General features: G+C 35.5%; 20 protein-coding genes and 1 tRNA gene. 8 read left to right on the top strand and 13 right to left on the bottom strand.

Features of this window, described 5'->3' with window-relative positions:
- Positions 1-26: 26 nt before the first annotated feature.
- Entirely contained in the window at positions 27-656 is a 630-nt protein-coding gene (locus F0460_RS03950) for a TetR/AcrR family transcriptional regulator (RefSeq protein WP_150010461.1), read from the bottom strand.
- Positions 657-816: 160 nt separating this feature from the next.
- Here F0460_RS03950 and F0460_RS03945 point away from each other — a divergent pair, with 160 nt between their 5' ends.
- Both F0460_RS03945 and F0460_RS03940 read left to right on the top strand, forming a co-directional pair.
- Positions 817-1,698, top strand: coding sequence for a pepsin/retropepsin-like aspartic protease family protein (locus F0460_RS03945; RefSeq protein ID WP_150010459.1), 882 nt, complete (start codon positions 817-819; stop codon positions 1,696-1,698).
- A 10-nt stretch (positions 1,699-1,708) separates the two neighbouring features.
- Complete coding sequence (locus F0460_RS03940; protein WP_150010457.1) at positions 1,709-3,028, top strand: serine hydrolase domain-containing protein; 1,320 nt, start codon at positions 1,709-1,711, stop codon at positions 3,026-3,028.
- Positions 3,029-3,134: 106 nt separating this feature from the next.
- Here F0460_RS03940 and F0460_RS03935 read toward each other — a convergent pair whose 3' ends face one another.
- Positions 3,135-3,515 (bottom strand): Fur family transcriptional regulator, encoded by a 381-nt coding sequence (locus F0460_RS03935; RefSeq protein ID WP_150010455.1) that lies wholly within the window; start codon positions 3,513-3,515, stop codon positions 3,135-3,137.
- A 264-nt stretch (positions 3,516-3,779) separates the two neighbouring features.
- Here F0460_RS03935 and F0460_RS03930 point away from each other — a divergent pair, with 264 nt between their 5' ends.
- The gene (locus tag F0460_RS03930; RefSeq protein WP_150010684.1) at positions 3,780-4,688 is read left to right on the top strand and encodes an NAD(P)/FAD-dependent oxidoreductase; all 909 of its coding nucleotides are present in this window, start codon (positions 3,780-3,782) and stop codon (positions 4,686-4,688) included.
- A gap of 172 nt (positions 4,689-4,860) precedes the next feature.
- Here F0460_RS03930 and F0460_RS03925 read toward each other — a convergent pair whose 3' ends face one another.
- The 8 genes from F0460_RS03925 to F0460_RS03890 all read right to left on the bottom strand — a co-directional run bounded on the left by F0460_RS03925 (position 4,861) and on the right by F0460_RS03890 (position 11,044).
- Positions 4,861-6,036 (bottom strand): acetyl-CoA C-acyltransferase, encoded by a 1,176-nt coding sequence (locus tag F0460_RS03925; RefSeq protein ID WP_150010453.1) that lies wholly within the window; start codon positions 6,034-6,036, stop codon positions 4,861-4,863.
- Positions 6,037-6,047: 11 nt separating this feature from the next.
- Entirely contained in the window at positions 6,048-7,286 is a 1,239-nt protein-coding gene (fabF, locus tag F0460_RS03920; RefSeq protein WP_150010451.1) for a beta-ketoacyl-ACP synthase II, read from the bottom strand.
- Positions 7,283-7,720: a PaaI family thioesterase gene (locus F0460_RS03915; RefSeq protein ID WP_150010449.1), complete on the bottom strand. Its 438-nt coding sequence runs from the start codon at positions 7,718-7,720 to the stop codon at positions 7,283-7,285. The genes fabF and F0460_RS03915 overlap by 4 nt, the downstream gene beginning before the upstream one ends.
- A gap of 61 nt (positions 7,721-7,781) precedes the next feature.
- Positions 7,782-8,375: a TetR/AcrR family transcriptional regulator gene (locus F0460_RS03910; RefSeq protein WP_150010447.1), complete on the bottom strand. Its 594-nt coding sequence runs from the start codon at positions 8,373-8,375 to the stop codon at positions 7,782-7,784.
- Between the two features lie 128 nt (positions 8,376-8,503).
- Positions 8,504-8,680 (bottom strand): histone H1, encoded by a 177-nt coding sequence (locus tag F0460_RS03905; protein ID WP_150010445.1) that lies wholly within the window; start codon positions 8,678-8,680, stop codon positions 8,504-8,506.
- Between the two features lie 118 nt (positions 8,681-8,798).
- Positions 8,799-10,115 (bottom strand): serine hydrolase domain-containing protein, encoded by a 1,317-nt coding sequence (locus tag F0460_RS03900; RefSeq protein ID WP_150010443.1) that lies wholly within the window; start codon positions 10,113-10,115, stop codon positions 8,799-8,801.
- A gap of 7 nt (positions 10,116-10,122) precedes the next feature.
- On the bottom strand, positions 10,123-10,713 hold the full coding sequence (locus F0460_RS03895) for an HAAS signaling domain-containing protein (RefSeq protein ID WP_150010441.1): 591 nt from the start codon (positions 10,711-10,713) through the stop codon (positions 10,123-10,125).
- A 1-nt stretch (position 10,714) separates the two neighbouring features.
- Positions 10,715-11,044: a PadR family transcriptional regulator gene (locus tag F0460_RS03890; protein ID WP_150010439.1), complete on the bottom strand. Its 330-nt coding sequence runs from the start codon at positions 11,042-11,044 to the stop codon at positions 10,715-10,717.
- A gap of 214 nt (positions 11,045-11,258) precedes the next feature.
- Between F0460_RS03890 and F0460_RS03885 the strand changes: the two genes are divergently transcribed.
- The 4 genes from F0460_RS03885 to F0460_RS16110 all read left to right on the top strand — a co-directional run bounded on the left by F0460_RS03885 (position 11,259) and on the right by F0460_RS16110 (position 14,176).
- Entirely contained in the window at positions 11,259-11,930 is a 672-nt protein-coding gene (locus tag F0460_RS03885; RefSeq protein WP_150010437.1) for a response regulator transcription factor, read from the top strand.
- On the top strand, positions 11,927-13,210 hold the full coding sequence (locus F0460_RS03880) for a sensor histidine kinase (RefSeq protein WP_150010435.1): 1,284 nt from the start codon (positions 11,927-11,929) through the stop codon (positions 13,208-13,210). The genes F0460_RS03885 and F0460_RS03880 overlap by 4 nt, the downstream gene beginning before the upstream one ends.
- Before the next feature lie 54 nt (positions 13,211-13,264).
- Positions 13,265-13,708 (top strand): PepSY-like domain-containing protein, encoded by a 444-nt coding sequence (locus F0460_RS03875; RefSeq protein ID WP_150010433.1) that lies wholly within the window; start codon positions 13,265-13,267, stop codon positions 13,706-13,708.
- 201 nt (positions 13,709-13,909) lie between these two features.
- On the top strand, positions 13,910-14,176 hold the full coding sequence (locus F0460_RS16110) for a PepSY-like domain-containing protein (RefSeq protein WP_190304080.1): 267 nt from the start codon (positions 13,910-13,912) through the stop codon (positions 14,174-14,176).
- A 70-nt stretch (positions 14,177-14,246) separates the two neighbouring features.
- Here the strand turns inward: F0460_RS16110 and F0460_RS03865 are convergent, their stop codons facing one another.
- Positions 14,247-15,305: a linear amide C-N hydrolase gene (locus F0460_RS03865; RefSeq protein WP_150010429.1), complete on the bottom strand. Its 1,059-nt coding sequence runs from the start codon at positions 15,303-15,305 to the stop codon at positions 14,247-14,249.
- Between the two features lie 429 nt (positions 15,306-15,734).
- On the opposite strand from F0460_RS03865, the gene F0460_RS03860 reads away from it, so the two are divergent.
- Positions 15,735-16,142: an alpha/beta hydrolase gene (locus F0460_RS03860; protein WP_150010427.1), complete on the top strand. Its 408-nt coding sequence runs from the start codon at positions 15,735-15,737 to the stop codon at positions 16,140-16,142.
- 271 nt (positions 16,143-16,413) lie between these two features.
- Here the strand turns inward: F0460_RS03860 and F0460_RS03855 are convergent.
- Positions 16,414-16,498, bottom strand: a tRNA-Ser gene (locus tag F0460_RS03855).
- Between the two features lie 79 nt (positions 16,499-16,577).
- Entirely contained in the window at positions 16,578-17,711 is a 1,134-nt protein-coding gene (gene ribB, locus F0460_RS03850) for a 3,4-dihydroxy-2-butanone-4-phosphate synthase (RefSeq protein ID WP_150010425.1), read from the bottom strand.

The raw sequence follows: 17,711 nt of genomic DNA, 5'->3' as shown, positions 1-17,711 counted from the left end.
TACAGGAAACATTAGGAGCAGTTCTGTTACAAACCATCATATGTTTTATCAATCAAAAATGAAACTGCGTCTTTAATAGCTTTTCTTCCGTCGTCGGTTTTCAGGTCAATACCACTGAATATGCTGCCATTGTGTTCTGCATACATATTCAGGTAATACATCCCGGCTACCAAAACCGCACTTACAGCACGGAACTTTTCTGCATGTTTACCAAAATGCGGATCAGTTATTTGGGAGAATAACACTTCACCGTTTTCTTCCTGCTCGTCGGTAAGTTTTCGTAATGACTTTCGTTCTTCCGAAAGCCGCCAAAGCAGTACTTTCTGCACCTCTTTATTTTTAGATAGATAATCAAACTGTGACAGAAATACCTCCTTGGTGAATGCTTTACCTCCGTCATCGATAGGCTCGCTTGCCATATCTGCATGTACGTTACTCCAAAAATCTTGTGTGCGTATGTATTCGTCAATCAAACCGTCCAAACCACCGAAATAGGTATAGATCATTTTTTTATCAACGCCGGCAACCTTGGCAATATCGTTGATTTTTAATCCGGCATAACCTTTTGTTTTCAGTATTTTTCCAACTGCCGATAAAAACTTCTCTTTACTGCGTTCTGTATTCCTGATTGCTCCACCGGCAGGCTTTCGTTCCATTTGTTTTGACTTTGTTTATGCAAGTTTAATAAATTTATAATAATTTTAAACACTATTTGGTGTCTTGTTTATATATTTGCTGAAATTATGACAGTAAAAAGATATAATCAGACTTGTGAAAGTATTCAAATACTCGATCCAGGATCGAAAAAAAATATATATGACTAATAAAATATACAAAAAAGGACCAGTATTATTATGCCTGTTAGTGTGGCTGAATGCTCCTGCGCAGGTAGTGGCAGATACGCTTAAAATGGGAATCAACGACCATAATACAATTTATGTAACCACGGTTTTTAATAAAAAAGATACGCTAACGCTCAATTTTGATACCGGCTGTACCGATCTGATTCTGACAACAGATGTTCTTAAAAATAAGTTGTATGACTCAGTAAAACTTTATAACACAGATTATTCGTTGGAAATAGGGCAATCCGTTTTTTTTACCAGAGTATATGACGCGCAGTTGACAGGTCACGGGACGGAAGGCAGGTTTGGATGGAATTTTTTCACAGATAAAACCGTAGAACTGAATTATGATAGTGGAATAATGGTAGTTCATAATGAGTTACCTAATGAAGTTTTAAAGAATGATACTTATACACGCTTACCTTTTAAAATAATGGAAGGAATTCCTTTCATTGAAGCTGAAATTATACAGAACGATAAAAGCTTGAAAGATTATTTTCTTTTTGATACAGGCTACCAGCGTACGGCTATGCTTGATAATGAAGAATTGTTGAAAAACGGTTTTCCGGAAATGAAAGAGTTAAATAGGGTAATGATGCGAGGTGGTCAGGGTAACGAAGTTCCGGTAATAACTTCGGAACTGCAGGTCTTAAAAATCGGAACTTTTAAATTAGAGAATGTTCCGGTACAGCAGATAACGGGTAACAAACCTATGAAAAACCGAAATGCACATATTTTAGGAAACGAAGTATTGAAAAGATTTAATGTGTTCATGGATTACAAAAACGGATTTGTGTATTTGAAACCCAACCATCTTTTTAATATGGATTATATCGAAACTAAAAAATCTTAACTAATACATAATGAATTATATTAAAACAATTGGAAGCCTTTTTATTGCAATATTGATACAGTTTTCTGTGCAAGCACAATCTTCACTAGATAATTATTTCGATCATCTTTCAGAGAATAGAAAATTTATGGGCAGTGCAGCCATTCTGTTTAAAGATTCTATCATCTATAACAAATCGGTAGGCTTTTCAGATGTAGCGTCCCAGAAAAAAATCGATAAAAATACCAAGTTCCGTATCGGATCCATTACCAAAACCTATACGGCGGTATTGACTTTGAAAGCAATGGAAGAAGGAAAGATAAACTTGAGTGATAAGCTGTCTGTATGGTTTCCTCAATTCCAAAATGCCGATAAAATTACCATAGAAATGATGCTGAAGCACCGTTCGGGGATTTTTAACTTTACCGAAATCCCTGGCGAATCTACTTGGGAAGCTGTCGCCCATACTCAGGCTGAGTTTATTGATTATGTTTCCAAACCTAAAAATAACTTTTATCCAGACACAGCTTACGAATACAGTAATACCAACTATGCGTTAATCGGTTTTATTCTTGAAAAAATCTATCAAAAAGATTATAATACGCTGATTCAGGAGAAAATTTGTAAACCATTAAAGTTAGAAAATACCTATTATACTTTTGAAAATGATCCTGCAAAAAACGAAGCTTATTCTTACGGTATACAAGATAAGTATCTTAAAAATGGATCAATAAATTACTCAAACGAACCGGGAAGCGGAGGCTTACTTTCAACACCTGTAGAAGTTAATAAGTTTGTTTCTGCTTTGTTTATGGGAAAAATCATAAGCCCTGAAAGTTTAAAATTAATGTTACACATAGAAAACGATGAATACGGTCTTGGTATTGAAAAGTTCATGTTGGGTGATTTGGAAGTATTTAAACACACAGGAAGGGTAGATAATTATATTTCAGATTACTGGTATTTTCCAAAAGAACAATTAGGTTTGGTAACCTTGGCAAATGCTACAAATATAAATACCGATCTGGTACAGGTAGCCATGCTTCAATTTGCTTTTGGAAATGCTCCTACATTGAAAGATTACAACATCATAGATGAAATGAATAAAGAAGATTTCTTAAAAATTAAAGGCACCTATTTTTACCCTGATAAACGTATTTCAGTTACTATTTCTTCTGATGGAAACATGTTGATTTTTCAGGATTCAAGAGCAGGGCAGATGTACGTTCCGTTTACTTACTTGGGAAGCAACAGTTTTGAATATGAAGACATATACCTTACATTCAATCCAGAAAAGCAGCAACTTACCCAACAACAGGGAGAAAGTGTAATTACAATGCAGAAGATGTAAAAGACTCAGTTTTTAACAGGATAACGTACTTACTCTTTCTAATATAATTACTTTTTTCATGATAAAAAGCGATATTTTTCTAAATGAATCTTATCGGTAATATAACTTAAATACAGTTCGGACAAATTCCCGAAACAGTAAAGTTTACATTGTTTACTTTATATCGTTCGGGTAATTTGAACAACGGTTCAACATCTTCAATACAAGTTACTGTGCTACATTGTTCACAATTAAAATGTATGTGGTTGTGATGATGCTTAACTGTTGAACAATCATGACAGGCTGCATATTTAACCAGACCATCAATTGTCACTATTTTATGAATAAAATCTTCTTCTATCAGTCGATCTAATACCCTGTAAATTGTAACCCTATCGCAAAATCCATCTAAAAATTCATGAATTTCAGAATGCGATAAGGCGTTTTTTGATTGAGTTAAAAGATCTGATATTTTGGTCTTTGCTAATGTATTTCTGCTTTTTTTCATATTTTTTATTGCAACAAAATTGCATTTACAAATATAAAACTTATTTTTGCAACTTAATTGCATTAAGAAAGCTGTTAACTAAAAACAAAAAGATGATTTAAAATCAAAATAGTTACTGTTCCAAAAAGGAAATATCCATCTGGTGGAAACATCTGAAATACCATGAGAAAAATAAACAGGCGAGAAATATTGAAATTAGGTGGGTTGGCTTTGACGTCGTTTGCATTGCCTTTTACTTTAACTGCATTTGCAAAATTTGATACTATGGAAAAAGAAAATAAATTTGATGTAATCATCATAGGAGGAAGTTACGCAGGATTATCCGCTGCTATGTCGCTAGGGCGTTCCCTGAAAAAAGTACTTATAATTGATAGTGGAAAACCTTGTAATCGCTACACACCGCATTCCCATAATTTTATCACGCATGATGGCGCTGTTCCAAAAGAAATTGCATTAAAAGCCAAACAACAGGTTTTAAAATATGATACAGTTCAATTTTGTGAGGATACAGCTTTGGAAGCTAGAAAAATGAATGCAGGATTTGAAATTACAACAAAAACAGGTAAAATAGTTACTGGTAAAAAATTACTTTTTGCTACCGGTGTAAAAGATCTTTTCCCGGATGTAAAAAATTTTGAAGAATGTTGGGGAAAGTCTGTTATTCATTGTCCGTACTGCCATGGATATGAATTTAAAGGAAAGAAAACCGCTATTCTATCAAATGGAGAAAGAGCTTTCCATGTAGCTGCTTTAGTTAGAAATCTAACGGAAGAAATTACAATTCTTACCAATGGTATACCTGATTTTAAAGAAGAACAGTTTGTAAGGTTGAAGAAGAATAAAATTCAGATTATTGATAAAGAACTGGTTGAAGTAGTGCATGAAAACGGAGCGGTTAACGCGGTGATTTTTAGTGATAGATCAAAAGAATTTTTTGACACCGTCTATGCTTCAATTCCTTTTAAACAACATTCGGATATTCCTCATTCTTTAGGCTGTGAATTCACTGAAACAAAGCACATCAAAGTAGATATGTTTCAAAAAACTACTGTTCCGGGTGTTTTTGCCTGCGGAGATAATTCAAGTCCCATGCGTTCGGTATCGTATGCGGTTGCAACAGGCGGAATTGCAGGATCGATGATTAATAATGAGCTAACAATGGAAGGATTTTAGATATTGGGATTTTTTAAAATTAGATTAGTAAACTTCGGATATATAGTAGGAATTCCAAAAAATCTACTGACTCAATAATGATTTTGAAAAAAGGCTCTGTTGGAAATGCCCTAAAAAAGTAAACACTTTTTTGGGGCATTTTTATGAATAAAAAACAGAAATATAATTTCTTTTAATCTAAATTTTCAATAACAATTGCTGTAGCACCACCTCCGCCATTGCAGATGGCCGCCACACCGTACTTTCCTTTTTCTTGTCGTAAAACCGAAACTAAAGTGCAGATGATTCTTGCTCCGGAAGCACCTAATGGATGGCCTATAGCCACAGCACCACCATACACATTAACTTTAGCAGGATCCAATCCTAATATTTTCTGGTTGGCAAGTGCCACTGCAGCATAAGCTTCGTTTATTTCAAAAAAATCGATAGCCTCCAATTCAAGGTTCGCTCTTCGCAAAGCTTTCGGTATAGCAACAGACGGTGCAATGGTAAACCATTCAGGTGCCAGCGCGGCATCGGCATATCCTATAATTTTTGCAAGAGGTTTTAAATTGTATTTTTCAACCGCTTCAGCAGATGCAAGCAATAGTGCAGCTGCACCATCGTTAAGATTGCTGGCATTTGCTGCCGTAATGGTTCCGTCTTCTACAAAACTTGGTTTAAGCTTTGAAACCTTTTCCGGAATTATTTTATAGATATCTTCATCATCATTTACAACAACTTCGTTCTGTTTAATTCGTAGTTTAAACGGAATAACTTCTTCTTTAAACTTGCCTTGCGTGGTAGCATTGGTAACCTTTGCGTAAGACTGTAACGCATACTCATCTTGCTGTTCTCTGCTGATATGATATTTTTCTGCACATAGTTCTGCTGCGTTCCCCATGTGTGAGTGGTTGTATACATCTGTAAGTCCGTCTTTTAAAAGCCCGTCGGTTAAAGTTTCGTGTCCCAGTTTGTTCGCTTTCCTTTTATTGGTGTAATGTGGCACGTTGCTCATACTTTCCATTCCGCCGGTAACCACAAGATGTTCCAGTCCCAGTTCAATTTGTTGTGCGCCAATTACAGTAGCCTTCATTCCGGCTGCACATACTTTATTTACGGTGGTACAATCGGTCTCGTCTGGAATACCGGCAAATTTTGAAGCCTGACGCGCGGGTGACTGACCAAGATTTGCAGAAAGAACATTCCCCATATAAACAGCATCGATATTTTTGGGATCGATACTTGTAGCGTCAATTATTGCTTTAATTGCGGCAGCTCCCAATTCTGTTGCCGAAACTTCGGCAAAGTTGCCTAAAAATCCGCCTGTGGGTGTACGTTTGGCGGCTACTATAAATATTTCTTTCATTTTAAATTTATTTATATTTCACGAAAAATAAGAGTGGAATTATGTCCTCCAAATCCGAAGGCATTGCTCATGGCGGTCTTTATATTTTTATGCATTGGCTTTTTTGTTACGATCTGTATGCCATGAGGAATCTCACTGTCCGGGTTTTCGATATTGATGGTTGGTGGAATAATATTTTCGTTTATCGATTTAACGGCAAGAATTGCTTCAATTGCTCCAGCAGCACCCAATAAATGCCCGGTCATTGATTTGGACGAACTTACCCACAGGTTGCTGGCTTCCCTAAAGGTCTTGTTTACCGCATTAAGTTCTGCAATATCTCCAACAGGAGTAGATGTTGCGTGTAAGTTTAAATAATCGAGTTCGGTCGGATTAAGTTTCGCTTCTTCCAACGCAAGCTGCATTGCTTTGGCAGCTCCCAATCCTTCGGGATGCGGAGAAGTCATGTGGTAGGCATCTGCTGTCATTGATGCGCCTACCAGTTCGGCATAAATTTTTGCACCTCTTTTTTTGGCATGTTCGTATTCTTCCAATATAAGGGCACCTGCACCTTCGCCCATTACAAAACCGTCCCTGTCTTTATCAAAAGGTCGGCTGGCAGTAAGTGGATCAGCATTTCGTACAGACATGGCTTTCATGGCAGAGAATCCGCCTATCGAAGCTGCAGTTATAGGAGCTTCTGATCCGCCCGTTACAAAAACTTTAGCTTTTCCCAAACGGATATAGTTGAATGCATCCATCATCGCCGTGTTGGCAGTAGCACATGCCGATACGGTAGTGTAGTTGATTCCCTGCAATCCGAATTTCATCGAGATCATTCCCGAAGCCATGTTTACAATGAGTCGTGGAACAAAAAACGGACTAAATCGCGGTACATAATTTCCGGTTACATAGTTTTCTACTTCTTGTTCAAAGGTTTCCATACCGCCTTGACCAACACCCCAGATAACGCCTATATCAAACGGATCCATCTGGGAAATGTTCAGCTCGGAATCTTCTAATGCCTGCGAAGCGCTGTAAAGGGCATATTGCGTAAACAGATCGCTTCGTTTTATTTCGTTACGGTCAAGATAAGTGTCGGGTTTGAAATCTTTAACTTCACATGCGATCTGTGTCCGGAATTTAGATGCATCGAAACGGGTAATGATTCCCGCACTGCTTTTTCCGCTTACGGCATTTTTCCAAAAATCGGCTATATTGTTTCCAAGTGGGTTTATTGTTCCCATACCGGTTATTACAACTCTTTTCATTGTTCAATTTTTGTTTGTGTTTTGAATAGATTCGATGTTCCTTTGGCAAGCATTCTGCTTTTGTCACTGTTCCAAATTTCGCATTGTACATTTAAAAACTGCCTGCCTTTTTTTATGATATGTGTGCTGGCGATTATTTTTTCGTCTGCTTTTGCCGAAGAGAAATAATCTACCACAAGATTGATTGTGGTGTAGAAATCGGGTTCGTTTAATGAAAATACGGTGGCGCCGATGATATCGTCGATAATTGCTGCGGTCACACCACCGTGTAAATTTCCTGCCGGATTCAGCCATTCGGCTCTTACAGTATATTTAAATTCCAACGCTCCCTGCTCTGCACTTACAACAATCGGCTTCAGCCAGCGCATAAAAGGAGAGGGCGATGCCGTGAATTCATTCCCCATAAAGGATTTTATTTTATCTAATGCGGTCATTTTTTCTCTGATTTAAATTCTATATATATATACCGATTGGTATATTTTTGATTAAAAAAAATTAAATTAATATCTCGTTTTCTATTATTTTCTCAACCCTGTCTAAAACCAGATACAGGCTGTCAGGTTTGTCTGTAATTTTTGAAAATAAAATACCACCTTCAATCATCATGATAAATAAGCGCGAATATTCCACCGTATTTATAGTGGGTTTAAATGTATTTTGTTCGATACCTTCTTCCAGAATTTTCGCAACATTATTTACCCAGTTTTCAACTGTTTTTTTTACGCGTTCTTTCATTAAGGGCATTACATCGTCGGCATCTGTCGCGGCATTCATAACAGGGCAGCCTCCGTTTTCAAAAAGCTCTCTCCAGTTTTTTCGGTAAAAGTCAATAAGTGCCGTTAATTTTGACTTGGCATCACTGTAACCCGAGATCCAGTTCTCTTTCTTTTTCCATAATTCACCTGCGTTGTGCTTAAAGACGGCAAGTGCTACTTCTTCTTTATTTTCAAAATTTCCGTAAATACTACCCTTTGTAAGTCCGGTTGCATTAGTTATATCTGACAACGATGTACCTGCAAACCCTTTCTTGTTAAAAATTGTAGCTGTTTTTTCTATAATCAACTGACGCGTTAGGTCTGCTTTTGACATTTTATTGAATTAAATTAGTATCAAATATAGTAAAATATACCATACGGTATATTTATTTATGATATTTTTCCGATTACAAAATATTGATATGCTCTGTTAAATAATAAAAGCTCCTTATGGAGCTTCTATTATTTCTTTGATTCTTCTAAAGATAACTTACGGAATTCTTTTAAAAGCTTTTCTAGGTTTAATGTCGATTTGCGGGCTCTTGTTCCTGCAGCTTTGTTTGCTTTTTCTGATTGTAATTGTGCGTCTTCGTTGAAAGCTGCCATTTCAGCATTGATTTTTCCGATTAGTTCTTGCATGATATATTGTTTAAATTTTTATAATGATGCAAAAGTAAGCTTTTTCTATACTTCAAAAAAGCTGTTTATATAAGGATATCAATTATTTTAGAATGAAAATTGTGAAATGTAGTTGATTTTATTGCTTGTTCAGTTTAAACTCTTTCCCAGCCTGCTTCAAAATCATCTGATTTTTCTGCGCATCAAATTCCAATACAATGCCAGCTTTTTCAAATTTAAAGACCGTTTCCGAACTGGCTTCCAAATGAAAGGCTTTTTGTCCGGTTGCCTGCGCTGTCAATTGGTTCTCATCAATATCTACGGTAATTTTTATAGGCAACTGTTCACTGCTGTATTCGCCGGTATACTGTTCTAATATTTTAATGGAAACCATAAGGTTTTCAAACGTCGGCAGTTCGAATGGTTTGTCATAATAACTGTTTACCGCGCATAAAAGAATATTTTCGTTTTTATAAACACCGCCGTTTGATATTATCGCGATTGCTAGCTTATCGGCAGGAAGGTAGGTTACCAAAGAATTGAAACGATCTATTGCGCCGTCATGTCCGTAATTGGTTTTGCCTGTGTTGGGAAGCTCGAACATACCGCTGCCGTAACCATCTTTTATGGTTTTCATGATTTCCAGTGATTTTTGGCTGATGATTTTACCGTTAAATAAACTTTCAATAAATATGACAAGATCGATAGGAGTAGAGACCAGTGCGCCAGCACCGGCAGGTATACTCAAATCTGTTTCAGGTTCTTTCTGCCATGTTTCTTTAAAATCGTAAGAAAACGCTTCATTCTTATTTGGATTTATTTTCCCGCCAACAAAAGTGTTTGTCAAATTCAGAGGCTTGGTTATTTTTTCATTTAGAATTACCGAATATTCGGCTTGGTAAACCTTTTCAAGTATATAGCCTAAAAGAACGTAGTTTGAATTGCTGTACGCTGCTTTGGTATCCGGTTCAAAATCACTATTGCCTTTCTCTATAATTGTAAGTATCTGATATTTTGTTTGTTGTTGGGTATAATATTCAAAGTACTCGTCGTCGTCCGTAAAGTTATGAATACCACTACGGTGGTTCAAAAGTTGGTGAATGGTTATTTTGTCCGAGTTTTTTATTTTAGGAAAATAAGCATCTAAAGTTTGTTGAAGTGAAATTTTCTTTTCCTCTACAGCCTTCATAACCAATGTGGCTGTGAACAGTTTGGATACTGAGCCAATTCGGTAACGTGTCTGGGTATCTGCTTTCTTTACAGCTTCTATATCGGCAAAACCAACAGCATTTGTGTAAATAATTTTTCCATTTTCTGATAGGGCAATACTGCCCATGTATTTGTCCTTTTGCTTTAATATAGTGAACAGGCTGTCCATCTTTCCCTCGCTGAAGTTTTGGGCGTATAGTGCTCCTGCAGTTACCAGGGTAATGCATAAAAGTAATGTCTGTCTCATTTTGAATTTATTTTTTAAGGAATTTCTTTTTAAATCTTAACAACAAGGTAATTACAACGTAAAAAAGAATAGTCAGCAGTATCATAACCGGAATAAACCAGTTGCCTAACAGTTCTTTTTCATGCGGATTGTAATTTTTTGAAATCCCCAATACCCATGAAGTGGCATTTGTATAAAAAAATCCGGTTTGCTCAGGATTGACGATTTTTGAATAAATCATAAAAATAAATCCTGCAAGGAGTACATAAAGTATAAAGAATACAATATAAGAAAATCCATTTCCGAAGTTTAAAATCAAAGCTTTCAGTATTTTTAAAGGATTAAAGGAACTTGCTGCTTCTTCCAATTTTTTTTCGGGAACCAATTCTTTTAGAAAATGTTCCGGACTGCCCAGCTTTTGCAGAACATTCAGCAAATCTGTGGTTTCGTTTTCTGCAGGCGCTTGCAAGGCTTCATAAATATGACTGTTGATTTCCAGAAGCGTTTCGTTCTGGTTGTCGCTGTTTAGTGATTTTACGGAATTTTTAACCCGGCTAATATAATCTTTGTAGATTCTTTCGGTATGTTGGTCTTTAAAGGTAAGTTCTTTGAATTTCATCTTAAATTGATTGTATGGTATTGTTGATATATGTCCAGTAGTCCTTCATTGCATTTAGGGTATTTTTACCTTCTTCGGTAATCTGGTAGTATTTCCTCGGGATTCCCGATTCTTGTTCTACCCAAGAATGCGATACAAGGTTTTCATTTTTCAGTCTTACTAGCAAAGGGTACAGTGTACCTTCAGCAATAACAATATCCGTAAGCTTTTTAATTTCGTTTATAAGGTCATATCCGTAATAAGTATTTCTTCTTAAAACGCTAAGTACAATAAAAGGAAGTGTACCTTTCTTTAATTGTGATATCCATTTGTTTTTATACTCTTCATTCATAAATCAAATGTATAACAAATTACATAGTATAACAATGTGTTTTTAAAAATTAATTTAAAATATTTTATCCGTTGTTTATTCTTTTGAAAGATCTGATTCCTTTAAGTATATCTGAAACGATGTTTCCGCTGAAAAATAATATTTCCCCAAATACGGTTTTATTCCTAAATCATTCCTAAATTTATTTTCACTTTTGTGAAAAATTTTCTAGTGCATGAAAATACTTATTATAGAAGACGAACCCACTTTGCTTGCAACGGTGAAACATTTTTTGGAAAACGAAAAATACATTGTTGAAACAGCAAATAATTATAGATTAGCATTGGAAAGGATAGGAACCTATGATTATGACTGCATTTTATTGGATATCATGTTGCCAGATGGAAGCGGGATAGATTTGCTTAAAGAAATAAAAGCATTAAGTAAAAAAGATGCGGTTATTATACTTTCTGCAAAAGATTCGGTAGAAGATAAAGTTCTGGGATTAGATCTTGGAGCAGATGATTATCTGGCAAAGCCTTTCAGCCTAATGGAACTGCATTCTCGCATTAAATCGGCTATCCGTCGAAATAATCAGAAAGGGGAAAGCAGTGTTGTTTTTAAAAATGTAGCACTTTTTCCTGACGAACGTAAAGTTTTTGTGGACTCGATAGAGCTTTTGTTAAACCGTAAAGAGTTTGACTTGCTTTATTATTTTATGATCCGCCCCGAAAGAATTCTGCAGAAAACTTCATTAGCTGAATCGGTTTGGGGAGATTATATAGATCAGGCAGATAGTTTGGATTTTATCTATTCGCAAATTAAAAACCTTCGTAGAAAACTGAAAGAAAGCCATGCAGAAATTGACTTTCAGGCAGTCTATGGAATTGGATATAAATTAGTATGAGTATTTCGCTAAAAAATTATACGTTAAAATATCTTGCTTTAGCATTACTGGTTATTATAGCTGTATGGGCAGCACTTTTTTATGCTGTTATTCTCGATGAACTTTATGACAATACCGATGACGGACTCAAAGATTTGAAAATTCAGATCATAAGAAAAGCATATACAGACGAAGCTACTCTGCAAATCAAGGAGTTTAATTTTAACCAGTTCAAGATTACACCTGTAAATCATTCGCAATATAAAGAAGGAAATTTCTTTAGGAACCAACTCTTTTATATGGAATATGATGACGAAATGGAACCTTACAGGATTTTGGAAACATATTTCGTTGATCGCAACGGAAATTGTCAGAAGCTTGAAATAAGAACATCAACCGTGGAAGAAGACGATTTTAGGTTGGATCTGTTTTTTGCGCTTATTTTCCTGTATATTTTTTTAGTGGTAAGTATTGTACTTATTAATAACATTGTACTTAAAAAAGTATGGAAACCCTTTTACATTACTTTAGACAATCTTGGGAAGTATGAGTTTGGAAAATTATACAAAGCAAAACAAAGTACTACAGAAATACGGGAATTTAAACTGCTTGATCAGAAAATAGACAAAATGATCGAAAGAAACGAAGCGGCTTTTCTACAGCAGAAACAGTTTATAGAAAATGCCTCGCATGAATTGCAGACACCTTTGGCAATTGCCATTAACAAACTGGATCTGCTTATTGAAAAAGAATCTTTTCCCCAAGATAATCTGATAGATCTAAGTGAAACTAAGAACGGGTTGATCCGTTTGGTAAATCTGAACAAATCACTTTTAATGCTTTCCAGAATAGAAAACAACCAGTATGCAGATAAAAGTGAAATTGAAATGAATGAGGTACTGAAGCATGTTTTGGAAGACTTCTTAGACTTGTTGCAGTTTAAAAATATAGATCTTGATTTTTCTGAATCAGCACAGTTTAAAACGGTAATTAATCCTGATCTTGCCTACATACTTATTTCAAACCTTATAAGAAACGCTGTAAAATACAATTCAGACGGTGGAAAAATCATCGTTACAGTAGATTCTTATGGTGTAGAAATTAAAAATACGTCTATAGGGAATGAACCTTTGAGTGAGCTAGTTTTTAACCGGTTTTACAAGGCTGTAAACGATAATTCTTCAACAGGGCTGGGACTTTCAATAGTTAAAAGTATTGCAGAAAATCATGCTGCACTCAATATTCTGTACTCGTTTGAAAATAACTTTCATGTTTTTTCTTTAAAAACCAAGAATTCCTAAATGCTTCCTAATTTGCTGTAGACCTTTGCTGTATAATTTTAAAAGATCAATATCATGAAAAAAGTACAGCTTAAATTTTTGGCAGCCTTTTTCCTTTTAACAGGAATAGGCTCATACGCACAGGAAACAATTATTACGAAAGCCGAACTGCCTAATGTGGTACAGAAATTCGTATTGGAACATTTCTCAAAAAGTACCGTTGATTACATCAAAAAGGATAAAGAAACTTTTTCTACAGATTATAAAATAAAATTTAGCGACGGCAGGGAAATCGAATTCGATTCAGACGGAAATTGGACAGAAGTTGATGGCAACAGAACAGTAATTCCAACTGCATTTATTTCAAAAAACATCCTGAATCATGTTAAACAGAAGTTTCCCAATACCCATATTGTAAAGATTGAAAAAGGGCGTTTCGGGAAACAGGATGTTAAGTTGTCTAACGGATTGGAATTGGAATTTAACGCTCAGGGAGAATTTAAAAGAATAGACGATTAAAATTGAGTACGATATGAAAAGAATAGTTTTATCATTATCAACCTTTTTTTTGTTACGCTATTAGCAGCTTCTTGCTCTTCAGACGACAATAATTCAGAAACCATCGTTCAGACATCTGAACTTCCGTCTCAGTCAAAATCATTTTTAGAAACTTATTTTCTAGGATACCCGATAGTACAAATTCAGAGAGATGCAAGGTCTGTGGACGAATATTATGAAGTACGTTTAACAGATGGAACACAGGTCGATTTCGATAAAAACGGTATGTGGACAGAAGTTGACGGAAACGGACGCAGTTTACCAACCAGTTTTATACATGCTAATATTGTAACATACGTAAATTCTAATTATCCTTCAGCTTCAATTGAAAGTATTGGTAAGGAAATATATGGCTTTAATGTAGACCTTACAAATAATTTCGATTTGAGATTTAGTAGAGAGGGGATTTTTTTAGGAATGGAAAACTAAACAGTTTTTAAAGATAAACAATATTAACAGATATTTAAACCTCCCGATTCACTGCGGGAGGTTTGTTGTTTTACAGTCCTATAAAAGTAAAAGGTTTCGCATCTGCAAACTGTTTGGATGTTTCCCCTGAATAGGTTTCGTTTTTACTCAAGCTTAATCTTTTAACGCCGCCTTTCTTTCCGAAATCAATTTTTTTCAAGTCAACCCAGAAAGTATTGGGTGTTTTCACGGTTTCAAAATAGTAAACCAGATTTTTATGATCTGCAACTGATCGCCAGCGGGTAGAGGATATGTTGGGTTCCGTTTCCGATGAAATTCCCAAAGGAACAGAACAGTTGCGTATAACGCTGAAAACACTGGCAACAGAAGTCTGTGTGTCTGCGGTCTGCGGTATGGCATTGATATAGTAGGCAGCTCTTGCAAAACGGTCGGCAGCCCTGTTTGTACCAGGAAGCATAATGGTTCCGGGAATACTTTTCCAATATTTGCTTATAGCCAACTGCTCTTCAAACACAGGCGAATTGGTCATAACGGTGTACGAAGGATCATGATGAATCTTAAGTTTTCCTCCAATGTATTCAAAAATAGCATTGTCGCCCGATGCATCTGAAATTGACAGATGCAGTGTAGTAAACTGATCTGTTCCTGGTATAAAATCAGACACTATAACGAATGATTCCTTTTCCAAATCCTGCACGGCTTCTTTAACCGAAGCATAATTATCAAGCACATACTGCGCCCATGCAGAAATTGTCAGACCTTGTTTTGATGCCTTTGAGTCAAACTTTGGGTATTCACTTTCAACAAGCCACAGCACATTTGCTACCAAACCTTTTTCGTTTATTCCGTCGGTTGTTGCAATATCCCAAGCACTCGCTATTACGCTTCCATACTTTGAGTTCCATTTTACGGAGCTTTTTCCTACATTTCCTGAACGTTCCATGCCGCGTGGAAAAATCCATAAATTTGCATCAATCTCATGTTTCCAGTCCATAGATCTAGCCGTAATAATTGTTTGGTTGGTACCTTTGTAGACCACGCGGGTGCAGGCATCTGCTTGTGGTATATTGCCAAATAACAAGGCAGCAGTAAAACAAAGGGCAGCTTTGTAAAAAATATTTTTCTTCATGTTAAGATTGCTTTTAAAGGTTAGAGATGTTGTTGATTAATGTAAATTTAACAAAAAATAATGAATAGTACTTGATGTATTTGTGTTTATATAATAAAAAAATCATTAAAATAATCTTAAGATAATATTTTATTCAAACAATCATGGAACTACGGTTGCTAACTAGCATGTAAAGACCTAACTTTATAAATCAACTTAAATTAATCTTATGAAATACAGTTTATCATATTATCTTGCCTTATTTGTTATCAGATTGAAAGGCATAAAAAAACTTTTAATACTGATTCTATCAATTATAGAAAACTGCGTAAATAAGATGTTCCTGTTCCCAGGAATAAGTATTTTAGGCAAAAGAGCCGTTTAACTACTTTTAGGGTTTCCAACACTGAAGTTACTGAAGGAAGTTCAGTAAAAGAATCGAAAAAATTAATTCTTTTTATACATGGTGGTGCATTTGGTTACGGACCGGTAAAGCATCATTGGGACACGATGGAAAAATTGAGCAGACTTACACGATATACTGTTTGGATGTGCAATTATCCTAAAGCTCCCGAAAATAAAATCCCCGAAATTTCTAGAAATATTGACGAAGTTTATAGAGAAGCATTACAGCATTTTGATTCTGAGAATATAATCTGTATAGGAGATTCGGTAGGAGGAGCCTTACCGATAACACTTACGCAAAGATTAATTGAAAATAAAATAAGGTTACCAGATAAACTATTTTTAATTTCTCCGATTATCGATCCTTCTTTTAAAAATCCGAAGATTGATCTGATTGATAAAACAGATATTGTTTGCTTTTGCTCTCTTAATGTAAAAGAGAATACATACTGATGTGTTCATTGTTGGTGACCTTAAAGTTAGGATTAAATTTATTCGATTTAATAACTACACACAAGATGTACATTTTTTGAATATGCCGTTGAACACCTTGTCGTAGCGGTGTTTTCATTGAGAGGAGTTACTTTAAATTTAATTTTTTAGTGACACATTGAAAGACACCTAAACTTTTAGATTTAATGAATAATTTGATATAGCCCTAAAAGTAAAAACCCACTAAATTGTTGAATTTAGTGGATTTTAGTACGATTTTCCTTTCGGCTCGCGGAGAAAGAGGGATTCGAACCCCCGGACCTGTTACAGTCAACAGTTTTCAAGACTGCCGCATTCGACCACTCTGCCATTTCTCCTTAACGTTGTTTCCTTCGTTAATTGTGGTGCAAATATAATATGTTTTTATTAATCTGCAAATAGTGAGATGAAAAAAATCTAAAAATTAATATGATCTACAATTTCCAAACCATAACCAACCATACCAACGCGTTTGCTGTGTTCAGAATTACTCATTAATTTGATTTTCGAAATGTTGATGTCGTGTAATATCTGCGCACCAATTCCGAAATCTTTATTATCAAGCTGAATTTTCGGAGCTTTCACAATAGCATCAGTTTCTGACTGTAATTCTTTTAATTCGCCTAGGCGTTTTAGTAAATCAAGGGTATTGTATTCTTGGTTGATAAACAAAATCGCACCTTTTCCTTCACGATCAATTGCTTGGAACATTAAATCTAGCTTTTCATCCTGATTATTGGTAAGATTTCCTAATATATCATTATTAACCTGCGATGAGTTAATTCTGGTTAAAACTGCGTCTCCATTATTCCAAACTCCTTTTGTCAGTGCAATATGGACTTGTTTGTTGGTTACCTGTAAATAGGCACGTAAACGGTACGTTCCATATTTGGTTTGTAAGTCGAAATCTTCTTTTTTCTGAATCAAACTGTCGTGTTTCATTCTGTATGCAACCAAATCTTCAATCGAAATCAGTTTCATATCGAATTTCTTCGCAACATCGACCAATTGAGGCAAACGAGCCATTGATCCATCTTCATTTAAAATTTCGACTAAAATTCCTGCTGGTTTAAAACCTGCCAATCTGGCTAAATCAACAGCTGCTTCGGTATGTCCGGTTCTTCTTAAAACACCGCCTTCTTTTGCAATTAATGGAAATATATGTCCGGGTCTACCTAAATCTTCTGGTTTTGTATCGTCTTTTACTAAAAACTCAATGGTTTTTGATCGATCGTGTGCCGAAATTCCAGTAGTACATCCGTGTCCGATTAAATCAACCGACACCGTAAAAGCAGTTTGATGTAAAACCGTATTGTTGATTACCATTGGGTGAAGATCTAATTCTTTACAGCGTTTTTGCGTTAAAGGTGCACAAATTAAACCGCGACCGTGCTTTGCCATAAAGTTGATCATTTCTGGCGTTACTTTTTCTGCTGCAGCTATAAAATCGCCCTCGTTTTCACGATCTTCGTCATCTACTACAATAATTATTTTCCCTTGACGAATATCTTCGATAGCTTCTTCTATGGTGTTTAATTTTATATCAGACAT

The sequence above is a fragment of the Paenimyroides baculatum genome (assembly GCF_008629655.1).
Lineage (GTDB): Bacteria > Bacteroidota > Bacteroidia > Flavobacteriales > Flavobacteriaceae > Flavobacterium > Flavobacterium baculatum.
This window is presented reverse-complemented; position numbering and strand designations above follow the sequence as displayed.